This window comes from Rhodococcus sp. NPDC003318 (assembly GCF_042879035.1).
GTDB lineage: Bacteria > Actinomycetota > Actinomycetes > Mycobacteriales > Mycobacteriaceae > Rhodococcus_G.
Window position 1 is genome coordinate 327,432 of record NZ_JBIAOU010000003.1, and the last position, 12,642, is coordinate 340,073.

The window sequence follows — 12,642 nt, forward strand, 5'->3', positions numbered from 1 at the left end:
GATGCCACCTCGCACACGTGCCGGTGACCACCTCACCGAACAGGACCTGACCGATCTGGCCGCTGCGGTGTCCGCGGGCAAACGAGCCACCGTCTACCTCGTCGACGCCACACCGAGCCTCGGGCTGCCCTCGGGCTGCTCGGCGAAGGTGGTGTCGGTCGACGGCAGTACCGTGCTGATCCGGCCGAAGGGAGTCAACGACGAACTTCCCTTCGAGGCCGACGAACTGAGGCGCACGCGCAACCCCGCGCCGACCGCGACGAAGGCCGCTCCTGCCGCGAAGAAGGTGGCCCCCGCGGCCCCTCGAACCCGGTCCGCGTCGGCGCGCGCCGCGCTCGAGCGGTCGGCTGCGGCCACCAGGTCACCCGGAACCGACGTACCGCAGACGAAATCGTCCCTCAGCCCATCCATCGCCGCAGCCCCGACGAGCACACCGAAGGTACCCGTGACCGCACCCACGCCCGCCGCCTCCGAGACCACTCCGGCGGCCCGCCGCCCGCGTCGCACCAAGGAGCCGACCGGAGTCAGCGTCACGCTGCACGCCGAAGCCGGCGGGGAGTGGACGGTGACCGTCACGCACGGGGCGAAGCGTCCCGGCAAGGCGGCGCCCGTCTCGCCGGACGCCGTCGAGCGCGCCGTCCGTGAACTCGGCGACCCGGCCGCGGAGGACGCCGTGACGGCGGTGCTGTCCCAGGCCAGGGAGGCCGCGGCCAAACGGGTCGAGGAGCTCAGCAAGCAGTTGGAGGAGGCGCGCAGCGCGCTGGAGTCGCTCGGCACCTGACGGCAGACGGGTCAGCGTCGCAGGGCGTACGCCTCGAGGTGGCTGTAGCCGCGCACGCGCAGCGCGCGCAGTGAGCGCAGGTGGAATTCCCCGACGGTCTGCAGCGCCCCGGCCAGGTTCGCGTCCACCAGAACCGTGCCGGGACGCGCCGAACCGGTCAGGCGCGCAGCGATGTTCACCACCGATCCGTAGACGTCGCCGAACCGGACCAGCACCTCGCCGCGGGCCAACCCGACCCGCAGGTTCGGCAGTTCCTCGGTGCTCTGCGCCGCGTCCTGCAGTGCCAGTGCGATGCGGGCGGCGTCGAGGGGGTCCTCGACGGCGAAGAGGACCTCGTCGCCGACGTTCTTGATCACCCACCCGTGGTTCTGGCTGATCACGTTGGTGACGGTGGATTCGAAGAACTCGAGCAGTTCGGTCAGCTCGGCGATGTCGAGCCGGCGGGTGAGGCTGGTGTAGCCGACCATGTCGGCGAAGCCGATCACCAGGATGCGGCGGTCGACGTTCTCGCTTCGGCTGTCGAGGAATCGGGCCGCGTTCGACGCCAGGTGCCTGCGCCACACGTAGGACTGCAGCTTCTCGAGCGCGGGCAGCATCTGTTCGGCGACCAGCGCCGCCTCCGCGGCCACGGCGGTCGGATCGACCGGGTGGTCCTGGGCGTGGACCCGGTCCACGATGTGGCTGTTGAGCAGACCCAACTGCCACTCGGCGAGCCGCGAGAACGACTGTCCCAGTGCACGGGTCACCGACACCTCGAGTTGCGGGTCGATGATGCCGCGGTCCACCAGGGACGTGATCGTCTGCAGCGCGGCGACGTCGGCGTCGGTGAACATCGGCTCGTCCGGGTTGGTGTCCCTCGCGAAGCCCATCGCCACCCACAGTCGTTGCGCCCGGTCCAGGGGGACGCCGGAGACCTCCGCCACCTGTTCGCGGGTGTACTTGATCTCGCCGCCGAGCAGGTTCCGCTCGACCTCGGACTGGATCATCCGGAACTCGCGGGCCTGCCGCCGCTCGTTCGCCCGGTCAGCCACACACGGCCCCGTTCGACGCGGACCCCACGAGTTTCGCGTACTTCGCCAGCACCCCCCGGGTGTAGCGGGGCGGCAACGGTTTCCAGCCCTGTGCACGCCTGGTCAACTCGCCCTCGTCGAGGAGCACGTCGAGGGTGCCGGTGCCGACGTCGAGGCGGATCGGGTCGCCGTCGCGGATGAAGGCGATGGGCCCACCGTCCACGGCTTCCGGCGCGACGTGCCCGACGCACAACCCCGTCGTACCACCGGAGAACCGGCCGTCGGTCAGCAGCAGTACGTCCTTGCCCAGCCCGGCGCCCTTGATCGCGGCGGTGATCGCGAGCATCTCGCGCATCCCGGGCCCGCCCTTCGGCCCCTCGTAGCGGATCACCACGGCGTCCCCGGCGGTGATGGTGCCGTCCTCGAGCGCGTCGAGCGCCGCCCGCTCACGGTCGAAAACCCGTGCGGTGCCGGTGAACACGTCCGATTCGAAGCCTGCCGACTTGACCACCGCGCCGCCGGGGGCCAACGACCCGGCGAGGATGGTGATGCCGCCGGTCGGGTGGATCGGGGCGTTCATCGCGCGCAGCACCTTGCCGTCGGGGTCGGGCGGGGCGATGTCGGCGAGGTTCTCGGCGACGGTGCGGCCGGTGACGGTGAGGCAGTCGCCGTGCAGCAGGCCCGCGTCGAGCAGCGCCTTCATCACGACGGGAACGCCGCCGATGTGGTCGACGTCCTTCATCACGTAGGCACCGAACGGTTTGACGTCGGCGAGGTGCGGCACCTTGGCCCCGACCCGCCGGAAGTCGTCGAGGGTCAGCGACACCCCGGCTTCGTTGGCGATGGCGAGCAGGTGCAGCACGGCGTTGGTGGACCCGCCGAATGCCATCACCACCGCGATCGCGTTCTCGAAGGCCTCCGCGGTGAGGATGTCCGACGCGGTGATGCCCCGACGCAGCAACTCGACCACGGCCTGCCCGCTGCGGCGGGCGTATCCGTCACGTCGCCGGTCGGTGGCCGGTGGGGCGGCCGAGCCGGGCAGGGACATGCCGAGTGCCTCCGCGGCGCTGGCCATCGTGTTCGCCGTGTACATGCCGCCGCACGCGCCCTCGCCGGGGCAGATGGCGCGCTCGATGGCGTCGACGTCCTCGCGGCTCATCAGTCCGCGGGCGCACGCCCCGACCGCCTCGAACGCGTCGATGATGGTGACGTCCTTCTCGGTGCCGTCGGAGAGCTTCGCGGTTCCGGGCAGGATCGAGCCCGCGTACAGGAACACCGACGCCAGGTCCAGCCGCGCCGCGGCCATCAGCATGCCCGGCAGCGACTTGTCGCAGCCGGCGAGCAGGACCGAGCCGTCGAGCCGCTCGGCCTGCATGACGGTCTCCACGCTGTCGGCGATCACCTCCCGCGACACCAGCGAGAAGTGCATGCCCTCGTGACCCATCGAGATGCCGTCGGAGACGGAGATGGTGCCGAACTCGAGCGGATACCCACCGGCGGCGTGCACGCCGTCCTTCACGGCCTGCGCCAGGCGGTCCAGGGACAGGTTGCACGGGGTGATCTCGTTCCACGACGACGCGACCCCGATCTGCGACTTGCCCCAGTCCTCGTCGCCCATCCCGACGGCACGGAGCATCCCGCGGGCGGCGGTCTTCTCGAGGCCGTCGGTGACGTCGCGGCTGCGGGGCTTGATGTCGGGGCTGGTCGAGTCCGGTCCGGCATTCATGATCCACCTCCGGTCGGCGGGGTCGGTTCGGTTTCGGGACGGGGGTCGCGGCCGGTCAGGGCGATCAGCCGGTCCTGCAGGGGCGCATCGTCGTCGACCTCGACGGGACGGCCGAACAGTCCGCTGGCGGCGAGCATCTCGCGCTGCGAGTCGAACACCTCCCAGACACCGGAGACCAGGGCGGGGTTCAGGGTCGCGTCCACACCCGTTGCCCGCGCGAGGTCCCAGGAGTGGACGGTGACATCGGAAACCTGTTCGCGCAGATAGTGGTCCACGGTGACGACGGCGTACGACAGGTGCACCGGCGCGGCCGGTGGGGCGGTGTCCCAGGCCGCGATCGCCAGCCCGGACCACCGGTGCCACTCGGCGACCAGGTCGTCGCCGAGCGGGCGGATCCGGCTCTCGGCGTCGGCGACGGTGAGACCGCCGAGCAGTGGTGGCACCCACTGCTGCTCGACGATCACGTGCCGGACCAGCGCGGCCGTGTCCCAGTCGGTGTCGGGTGTGGGGGCGGACCAGTCGGTGACCGCCTCGACGCGGGTGGAGAATTCGTGATGGGCCCGGCGCAGCAGCGCGAGCCATTCGAGGGCCACGGCCGCCGCCTACCGCTGGCCGGGGTCGGGGCGGATGACGCTGAACACGCCACCGCTCGGGTCCGCCAGTACCGCGATCCGGCCGGCGCCGGGCACGTCGAACGGGTCCATCTTCACCGAACCGCCTGCTGCGGTGGAGGTTTCCGCGGACGTGTCGGGGTCGTCCGCGGCGAAGTAGACGTGCCAGTGGGGCGGGATCTGCGGCATCCGCGGAGTCGTGCAGCCGCCGATGTCCTCGCCGCCGGCGTGCATCAGGGTGTAGGCGGTTCCGTCCGGCATGTCCGTGCTCGTCGACGTCAGCCCGACCAGCGTGCCGTAGAACTCGAGTGCGGCGGGCGGATCAGGGGTGATCAGCTCCGACCAGACGAGGGTGCCGGTCTCCTTGTCGAGGGTGGCGCCGACGTGCTGCCCCGCCTCCCACAGTCCGACGACCGCACCCGTCGGATCGGCCACGAACGCCATCCGCCCGGCGTCTCCGACGTCGTCGGGACCCATCACCACGTGTCCGCCCGCCCCGGCGACCTTCGCCGTCACCGCAGCGACGTCGTCCGCGGCGAGGTAGGTGTTCCAGTGCGACGGCGTCCCCTCCGGGGTTCCCGGCGGTTGCCCTCCGACCGCGCCCACGCTGTGACCGCGCAGTCGGGCCATCGAGTACACCCCGCCGCCCGGGTTGGGCATGTCCTCGAACTCCCAGCCGAGGAGCCGGGAGTAGTAGTCCTTCGCGGAGGTGGGATCGCCGGCCGACAGGTCGACCCAGCAGGGGACGCCCTCCGGGTAGCTCGAGCGGGTGGGCATGGCGACGTCCTTTCACGTGGAAATTCGGTCCTGCTGGTCCTCGCCCGGCGCAGCGCCGAACGAGGACCACCGCTCACGTTTCCAGTCCGCGGCCCGTTTGGAAAGAGTGGCCGCGTGGCCGTGTCGCGCCCGGAGGGCTACCTGGGGTCCGGGCCCACCGTCAGCGGCAGCGAATCGTCGGCGGTCCACGCGGTCAGCGACCCGTCGTACACGGCGACGTCGTCGCGCCCGACCAGGGCGAGAGCGTGCGCCACCCCGGTCGCGGCGATGCCGCCACCGCAGTACGTCACCAGGGTGATCCCGGGGTCGAGCAGTCCGGCGTCCTCGAACAGCGCCCGCAACTCCGCGGTCGGGCGCAGCGTGCCCTCCTGCGGATCCCGGATCTGCGCGACCGGCAGGTTGATGCTGCCGGGAATGTGGCCGGGGCGGGCGTAGGCGCTGGCGTCCCCGCGGTAGGTTGCGGGGTCGAGGACGTTGACGATCACGGTCTTCTCGTCGTCGATCGCGTCGAGGATCTGCTGCGTGGAGCGGATCAGGTCGTCGCGGCGTCGGGCGGCGAAGGTCGCCGGGGTGGGGGAGGTGGGGGCATCCGTGACCGGCGCGCCCGACGCCTGCCAGGCGGGCAGTCCGCCGTCGAGGACCGCGACGTCGTCGAATCCCTCGAGCCGCAGGTGCCACCAGAAGCGGGTCGCCCAGTATCCGTCGTGCTGGTCGTACACGACGACATGGACACCGTCGCCGATGCCGAGGGCGCCCGCGGCCGCGGCGAATCGCTCCGATTCGGGTGCCGTCCAGGCCTCGGCGGAATCCGGGTCGGCGAAGTCGGTGAGCAGGTCCGCGAACACGGCGCCGGGAATGTGCGCGGCTTCGTAGGTGGCCCGGCCCGGTTCGACCGTGTACGGCCCGTCCTTCGGCAGGGTCAGGTGGGTGCTCGAGTCCACCACGACGAGCGCGGGATCGTCGAGGTGTTCACGAAGCCAGGCGACGGAGACGGTGTCGGGGAACTGCTGACCCATGGATGACCTCCAGGTGCGGGAAGAGTGGCCTCTGTGACCCTAGCGACCGACTCGCGTCCGCGGCGACGTTATCGCGCACGGTGAGCGGTACCGTGCCGGCCGCGCTCGGTATCTGCGGTTCGAGGCGGTGGCGCTCGCGCAGTCACCGTGCCCGGTTGTGAAATATGCTGTGCTGCAATCGAATACGGCTCGGTGACCGGCCGTGCGCGGGAGGTCGGCGGCCGAGGAGTGGTGATCGCCGCCGATGCGGGGGCAGCGCGGCGGTGAATGTTAAGCCCGTCCGGATTTAAACCCGCTGCCTGCATGTTCGGGAGCGCGAGCGTCTCGTGGCGCCGAATCGGCCGCACCCGTGCGGTTACATACTCCTCGCTCACCCACTCAACACATTCGAGGAGAAGTTCAATGGCAGTCGTACGTGCAACCCGCGCTGGTTCCGCCGAGGATCCCATCGCCCTGATCAAGCAGGTTCAGCCGGTCGTCTCCGGTCTCGGCACGATCGTCGTCGGTGCGGGCGCGATCCTCGGCCTCGTCGGTGCACTCTCGACCTTCAGCTGAGGCGGCGTCGCCGCCCGTGCGCGAGTTCGGTAGCTCCAGCGACCGAACTCGCGCACAGGCGCGTAGCGCCTACGTGTAGTTGTAGAAGCCGCGGCCCGACTTGCGGCCCAGGCTGCCCGCGTCGACCATACGGCGCAGCAGCGCCGGCGGGGCGTAGTGCGGCTCGGCGAACTCGGCGTACAGCGACTCCGCCGCGGCGAGCGCGATGTCGAGGCCGACGGTGTCGAGCACGGTCAGCGGGCCCATCGGGTGGCCGCAGCCGCCCTTCATTGCGGCGTCGATGTCCTCGGCCGAGGCGTAGCCCGACTCGAGCATCCGCACCGCCTGGCACAGGTACGGGATCAGCAGCGCGTTGACGATGAATCCGGAGCGGTCACCGGCCTGCACCGTGGTCTTGCGCAGGGTGTCCCTGGCGTAGTCGGTGACCGCGGCGGCGGTCTCCGGGGACGTGACCAGGGTGGAGATGATCTCCACCAGCGGCATGACCGGCACCGGGTTGAAGAAGTGCACACCGACGACCTGCTCGGGACGCTGCGTGGCGCCGGCGACCTTGATCACCGGGATCGAGGACGTGTTGGTCGCCAGGATGCCGGACGGCTTGACGATCTTGTCCAGCTTGCCGAAGATCTCGTACTTCAGCGACTCGATCTCCGAGGCGGCCTCGATGACCAGGTCCCGGTCCGCGAACTCCTCGATGTCGAGGGTGACCCGGACCCGGGCGATGGCGGCGTCCGCCTCTTCCTGGCTGATCCTGCCCCTGGCGACACCGCGGGAGAGCGAGGACGCGATGCGCTGCTGCGCTGCGTCGGCGAATTCCTGCTTGGTCTCGAGCACCAGGACATCGCTCCCGGCCTTGGCGCACACCTCCGCGATGCCGGCACCCATGGTGCCGCCACCGATCACTCCGATCAGTTCCACGGTCATTCTCCAAATCTGCGAAAACTCGTCTTGTTGTCGGCTACATTGTGCTACGCGCCGGTAACAAAGTCTTTAGCCGCCCACGGTTCGTTCGTGAGGCCCCTGGCCGACGGGGTGTCGAGAGCGGTGCGGAGGTGGTCGATCACCCGGGCGGACGCCGCCGACAACTCGCGGTCCTTCCGCCGCAAGCCGACCACCTGCTCGGTGAAATCGGCACCCTCGACCACGACCTCCCGCAGTGCGCCCGCTGCGAGTTCGGCCGAACCGTGCTGCGGAAGAGCAGACTCACGCCGAGCCCCGCCCGCACGGCGGACTTGATCACCTCCGGAGCGTCCGGCCGACAGCGACCGGACTGCAGTACGCCGAGACGACCACCTGCACCCTTGCCCGGCTCGCTCCGTTCACGATGGCCTCGTACCTCGCGCCCGCGACGACCCGGCTCGGCATCGTCGTCACGGTCGAACCCGCTCGGACTGCGGAACCTCGGGGCACTGTCGCGGGTGACCGGTGTCGACCTGACAGGCCGAGCGTTGTCCAGCCCGATAACGGACGCCGACGGCAGTGCGTTCACTCCGGCGGGCGCCGCACTGCTCGACACGGTGGCCCGGCGGACCGGTCGGGGTGCCGGGCTCGGGGAGGATCGCCCGGCGCGGGCAGAGGACCTGCTGTACGCCTACATCGTCACCGGCACCGCGGTCGACATCGCCGACCACATGCAGCAGTGTTCGATGCGGGCAGCTGTGGCGGGCCACCGTCGATGATCGGGCAGTTGGAACGATTCACGTCCGAGGTCGTACCTGCCCTGCGTTCGACGAGATCACCGAGGGCTGGTGATCACCGGGCGAATCCCGGGAAGGCGTCCGGTGTGTCGACGACGGAGAAGTGGGACGCGTCGCCGGTCAGGATCCGGCTGGTCCGGCCGTCCACCGACACGGGGACGTCGCCGGCGAGCGTGACCCGGTGGACGCTGCGCTTGCCCGCACCGAAGTCGGCGATGCCGTAGTGCTGGGTTGCACGGTTGTCCCAGATGACGAGGTCGCCGGGGGTCCAGGCCCACCGCAGGGTGTTCTCGAGTCGGATGATGCGGTCCTGGAGCAGTTCGTAGAGCGCCGTGGACTCCTTGGCCTTGAGGCCGACGAAGTTCTTGACGAAGTGTCCGAGCAGGAGCGACTTCTCGCCCGTCTCCGGGTGGATCCTGACCACCGGGTGCTCGGTTTCGAACACGGTCCGCGTGAACTCCTCGAGATAGCCCGTGCGGGTGGCGGCGACGGAGTTCTTGTCGGCGTGGATCGCCGCGTAGTCGTACTCGTTGCTGTGGACGGCCCACAGGTCGTCCACCAGGGACCTCAGCGGGCGGGGGAGCTGCTCGTAGGCGGCGACCGTCGACGCCCACGTGGTGGCGCCACCGTACGGCGGGATGTCGACGGCACGCAGGATCGAGGCCTTCGGGATCCGGTCGATGAAGCTGACATCGGTGTGCCAACTGTTCGCGGCGCCCTCGATCACGAGTGTCCGGTTGTCTGCCGACGTCAGGGTGGGGTGCGTGGTGGTCGGGGAACCGAGGGTCGATGCGAACTGGTACTGCACGTCGTCGTTCACGTGATGCTGGCCGCGGAAGACGACCACCTTGTTGGCTGCGAGGGCGTACCGGATGGCGTACGCGGTCTCGGCCGAAATGTCGCCGGAGATGCGGACGCCCTCGATGAGCGCGCCGATGTGCTCGCCGAGTTTGGTGACGGTGATGCCTCCGGCGGCGTAGACGTCGGCGGCGGGACGGAATTCGGTGGTGGTCACGTCTTCTCCTCGTGCTGGGCTGCGAGGAGGGAAAGTAAAGACTGGCCATTACATCGGCAATCCATCCGATCGTGGCGCGTTCAAACCTTTACAGACGGTCGGTGGGTTGGGTACGCGTCGAACGTTGTGCGAATCCGGGGTGATCGCCGTTGCCGCGCTGCGTTAGGGTGAGCGGTCATGACCGCAAGACGCGGCCGCTACAGTGCGGGCGAGAAGACCCGGATCCGACTGATCGAGGCGGCAGAGAAATTGTTCGCGCAGCGAGGCTACGACGGCGTCACGCTGGCCGAGATACGCAGTGCCGCAGGGCAGAGCAATGCTTCGGCGATCACCTACTACTTCGGATCGAAGGCGAATCTGCTCAGCGCGATTCTCAAACACCGGCTGCCCGTGATCAAGGCGGAGCGCGACGAGCTCTTCCGCCTGATGGACGAGCGCAGCGGCGCTCCCAGCACCCGTGATGTGCTGTGGTGCTTCGTCCAGCCGTTGGCCGACACCCTCGGGGGCGACAACCACTACGCCGGACTGATCGACCGCCTGCTGGACGCGGACCTCGTCGGTGCGGCGTTCGCGGCCGCCGACCCGGACGCCACCGCGAGCGGCTTCCAGGTCAACCGGGTGCTGGATGCCGCACTCGCCGAACTGCCGGAAGGCATTCGGAGGCAACGTGTCCGGATGGTGTACGACAGCGTCCTGCGAACTCTCGCCCGATACGACAGATCGGGCACCGCACCGGACCACGCGGAGCTGTCCTCGCTCATCGACGCCTGGGAGGGGCTGCTGCACGCGCCCACCCGCTGACGTTGTGGCGCGCTCGATCGGCGGCCGCCTCGAGCATCGGTGGCTGCGTGTGTTGGAGTGTGAAAAAGTTGGGGTGGTACCGAATCGACGATGATTCGGCACCACCCCACGCGACGTCGTTGGGCCCGGAGGGCGCAGCCGTGGGTGGCCACTTGGGCAACTGAGAAGTCCGTCTTCACTGTAGCGCACATCACAGGGGGCGCCAGACGTCTCCGACGACCGAATTCTCGGACATCTGTCCACGAAGGGCGTTGGGAAGCAGGGGAATCCGGCCGTGCGCCGTCGGCAGCGCTCACCCCTCCGCGATGGTGCGCAGCGCCTGGTGGTCGGCGTCGAGATCGCCGTCGTCGCGAACCTCGGTACGAACGGTACCGGTCGCGTCGAACTCGACCCGTCGCACCCGGCTGCCGCTCTCGACGACGATCGTGGCCGACCATGCGCGGCCCGCGGGCAGCGCGCGGGCGGTCACCGTCCCACCGCTGCTGGAGTCGAGCTCGCCGATCAGCGCGGCCCGAACTCGCTGTGCCAGCGCGGGATCGGTGAGGCCGCCGTCGTCGAGCAGGATCACCGCCGTGCCGCGGCGGCGCGCGGCCGCCGTCGCCCGGCACAGGGGTTCGTCGTCCGCGAACACCGGCGCCCGGAGGGTGTCCCGCAGCCGCTCCTCGACCAGCGCGCACTCCTCGCGGTCCCGATCGGTGAACACGGCGCCGGCAGCGGATGACTCGAGCAGGGGACGGGCGAGCACGTCCAGCGCGGCGAGCTGCTGGTCGCGTTCGCGGACGACGGCGGCGGTCATCGCCTCGTCCGCGGCGCGCTCGGCCTCGCGCTCGCGGAGGGTGAACACCGCGAACGCCACCGGCCGGACCGTCACGGCGACGAGCACCGAGATCAGGACGGGTGCGAACACGATCGCGGACAGCCGCAGCCCGACCCCCCACCCCTGATCGGTGAGGCCGGTCCACACCGTGAACGTCGCCATCGTGAGGAGGGCGCCGGCACATGCGTGGAAGATCCTGCCCCGCAACGACATGAAGCAGAGAATCGCGACGATCGGCCGGGCGAACCAGATGTCGCTCATGATCCAGCCGGGAACGTCGACCTGGGGCAGAACCAACAGGGCGGCGACCGGGCCGAGTGCCGTCAACGCCACCGCGACCAGAAGGGGCAGCGGATCCCCGGAGACCCCGACGATCGCCAGTGCCCCGGCCGTCGTCAGCGCCAGCGCCACGAGGACCGGCCACGCGTCGTGTGCGTCGGCGAGATAGGCCGTGGCACGCATCGACGACGTCACGCAGAACAGGAGGACGATCACCTTCGCGATCGGTCGATCGAGCCACAGCAGGGTGCGAATGTCCCGCGCGTGGATCTCGTGCGGCTGCCCGCTGCGGCGGCGAGGATCGGGTGCGGTCACGCAGCGTCCGCCCAGAGCAGCGTCACCTGGGTGCCGAGGCCGGCAGCCGACCGGATCACCGCGGTGCACCCGTCGGCGGTGGCCATCCGATCCCGGATGTTCGTCGTGATCCCCAGCTGGAACCCGGGAACCCGGTCGGGATCGAACCCGCGCCCGTTGTCGGCGACGACGACACGAAGCTCGCCGGGTTCGGCGTCGATCGCGACGAGACGGTCGGCCGGCGCCGCGGCGGTGTCCGCGTGCCGCAGGCTGTTTCGCAGTGCCTCGGCGGCAGCGGACGCGATCGCGCGGGCGGCCCGCCGCGGAACGGGAAGGGTGTCGGTGCGGATCGTCACCTGGACGGGTGTGTGGCCGTCCACGTCGCCGAGCGCGGCCCGGATCAGTCCGATCGCGGTGTCCCGGTCCAGGGCCTCGTCGGCGACGGAACGGGACTGCAGACCGTCGAGCTCGGTGAGCGCGATCGCGGCCTGCTCGCTCAGCTCGGGAGTGTTACCGCGGCGAGCGAGCCCGAGGAGGGTACACATCACGCGGTCGCGGATCAGGGCCTGCAATCGGGTGTGCTCCACGGTGCGGGCGGCAGTCGCGGCGCCGACCGCCGACTGCCGCACGACAACCGCGATCGTCCGGTCGAGTGCACGGGCCGTCTGCACACCCGCGATCGTCGCGATGACGAAGAGACCGCAGAACACGACGACCGCCAGGATTTCCACCGGGAGCACGACGTCCTGCCGACCCGTCCTGGTGACGTAACGGACCACTTCCGCGGTGCCCGCGGCGACAGCCAGGTAGCCGAGGCTCGCGGCCGGCCGCCACCCCAGCGCGGCGGCCATCGTGATCAGGCCCGGGAAGGTGGCGAGCCAGATGTCGCGGTTCGGTGGGATGCTCCCGTGCACGACGAGCAGCCAGGTCACCAGCGTCACCAGGTAGCCCACCGCCGCGACGGTGCCGCAGCGACGTATCCACCGCGGGTCGGCGGCGTGACTGGCCGGCCACAGGGCCAGCATCGGGACCAGGACGAGTGCCGCGGCCATCGGAGTCCACCACGGTGTCACGATCGGAGCCAACGAGGCCGCGCCCGGCGCGAGCAGCACTCCGAACAGCAACGTCGCCGCGCCGATGAACCGGGCGAAGGTGCGGACGATCCGTTCCTCTGCCGGGCCGATGCCCGTCCCGCGTCCCGACGGCCGGGGCGTGTCGGGTACGGAGACCGGGGGCCGGCGCATCGTCGTGGTCATCGCGTTC

Annotated in this window: 14 protein-coding genes; 4 read left to right on the forward strand and 10 right to left on the reverse strand. The window is 70.2% G+C overall.

The genetic code is table 11. The features are described 5' to 3' along the window. Nucleotide 1: 1 nt before the first annotated feature. A complete protein-coding gene (locus tag ACFYVR_RS08925; protein WP_387471816.1) occupies nt 2-781 on the forward strand; it encodes a DUF6319 family protein in 780 nt (259 codons plus the stop codon). Between the two features lie 11 nt (nt 782-792). Here the strand turns inward: ACFYVR_RS08925 and ACFYVR_RS08930 are convergent, their stop codons facing one another. From ACFYVR_RS08930 to ACFYVR_RS08950, 5 genes are all read right to left on the reverse strand, one after another. After that, entirely contained in the window at nt 793-1,812 is a 1,020-nt protein-coding gene (locus tag ACFYVR_RS08930) for an adenylate/guanylate cyclase domain-containing protein (RefSeq protein WP_387471818.1), read from the reverse strand. Beyond that, nucleotides 1,805-3,517 (reverse strand): dihydroxy-acid dehydratase, encoded by a 1,713-nt coding sequence (gene ilvD / locus ACFYVR_RS08935; RefSeq protein WP_387471820.1) that lies wholly within the window; start codon nt 3,515-3,517, stop codon nt 1,805-1,807. Before ilvD ends, ACFYVR_RS08930 begins: the two co-directional genes overlap by 8 nt. Next, on the reverse strand, nt 3,514-4,110 hold the full coding sequence (locus tag ACFYVR_RS08940) for a TIGR03086 family metal-binding protein (protein WP_387471822.1): 597 nt from the start codon (nt 4,108-4,110) through the stop codon (nt 3,514-3,516). Before ACFYVR_RS08940 ends, ilvD begins: the two co-directional genes overlap by 4 nt. 9 nt (nt 4,111-4,119) lie before the next feature. Beyond that, on the reverse strand, nt 4,120-4,905 hold the full coding sequence (locus ACFYVR_RS08945; protein ID WP_387471825.1) for a VOC family protein: 786 nt from the start codon (nt 4,903-4,905) through the stop codon (nt 4,120-4,122). A gap of 137 nt (nt 4,906-5,042) precedes the next feature. Next, nucleotides 5,043-5,921, reverse strand: a complete 879-nt coding sequence (locus tag ACFYVR_RS08950; RefSeq protein WP_387471828.1) for a sulfurtransferase — start codon at nt 5,919-5,921, stop codon at nt 5,043-5,045. Nucleotides 5,922-6,323: 402 nt separating this feature from the next. Here ACFYVR_RS08950 and ACFYVR_RS08955 point away from each other — a divergent pair, with 402 nt between their 5' ends. After that, on the forward strand, nt 6,324-6,476 hold the full coding sequence (locus ACFYVR_RS08955; RefSeq protein WP_387471831.1) for a hypothetical protein: 153 nt from the start codon (nt 6,324-6,326) through the stop codon (nt 6,474-6,476). 69 nt (nt 6,477-6,545) lie between these two features. On the opposite strand, the gene ACFYVR_RS08960 is transcribed toward ACFYVR_RS08955, so the two are convergent. Then, on the reverse strand, nt 6,546-7,394 hold the full coding sequence (locus ACFYVR_RS08960) for a 3-hydroxybutyryl-CoA dehydrogenase (RefSeq protein ID WP_387472031.1): 849 nt from the start codon (nt 7,392-7,394) through the stop codon (nt 6,546-6,548). Nucleotides 7,395-7,444: 50 nt separating this feature from the next. Continuing rightward, on the reverse strand, nt 7,445-7,621 hold the full coding sequence (locus ACFYVR_RS08965; protein ID WP_387471833.1) for a hypothetical protein: 177 nt from the start codon (nt 7,619-7,621) through the stop codon (nt 7,445-7,447). 303 nt (nt 7,622-7,924) lie between these two features. On the opposite strand from ACFYVR_RS08965, the gene ACFYVR_RS08970 reads away from it, so the two are divergent. Then, the gene (locus ACFYVR_RS08970; protein WP_387471835.1) at nt 7,925-8,155 is read left to right on the forward strand and encodes a hypothetical protein; all 231 of its coding nucleotides are present in this window, start codon (nt 7,925-7,927) and stop codon (nt 8,153-8,155) included. Nucleotides 8,156-8,228: 73 nt separating this feature from the next. Here ACFYVR_RS08970 and ACFYVR_RS08975 read toward each other — a convergent pair whose 3' ends face one another. Continuing rightward, complete coding sequence (locus ACFYVR_RS08975; protein WP_387471837.1) at nt 8,229-9,188, reverse strand: TauD/TfdA dioxygenase family protein; 960 nt, start codon at nt 9,186-9,188, stop codon at nt 8,229-8,231. Nucleotides 9,189-9,365: 177 nt separating this feature from the next. Between ACFYVR_RS08975 and ACFYVR_RS08980 the strand changes: the two genes are divergently transcribed. Next, nucleotides 9,366-9,989, forward strand: a complete 624-nt coding sequence (locus ACFYVR_RS08980) for a TetR/AcrR family transcriptional regulator (RefSeq protein WP_387471839.1) — start codon at nt 9,366-9,368, stop codon at nt 9,987-9,989. A gap of 292 nt (nt 9,990-10,281) precedes the next feature. On the opposite strand, the gene ACFYVR_RS08985 is transcribed toward ACFYVR_RS08980, so the two are convergent. Both ACFYVR_RS08985 and ACFYVR_RS08990 read right to left on the reverse strand, forming a co-directional pair. Continuing rightward, entirely contained in the window at nt 10,282-11,400 is a 1,119-nt protein-coding gene (locus ACFYVR_RS08985; protein WP_387471841.1) for a hypothetical protein, read from the reverse strand. Continuing rightward, a complete protein-coding gene (locus ACFYVR_RS08990; protein WP_387471844.1) occupies nt 11,397-12,635 on the reverse strand; it encodes an ATP-binding protein in 1,239 nt (412 codons plus the stop codon). Before ACFYVR_RS08990 ends, ACFYVR_RS08985 begins: the two co-directional genes overlap by 4 nt. Between the last annotated feature and the right edge of the window lie 7 nt (nt 12,636-12,642).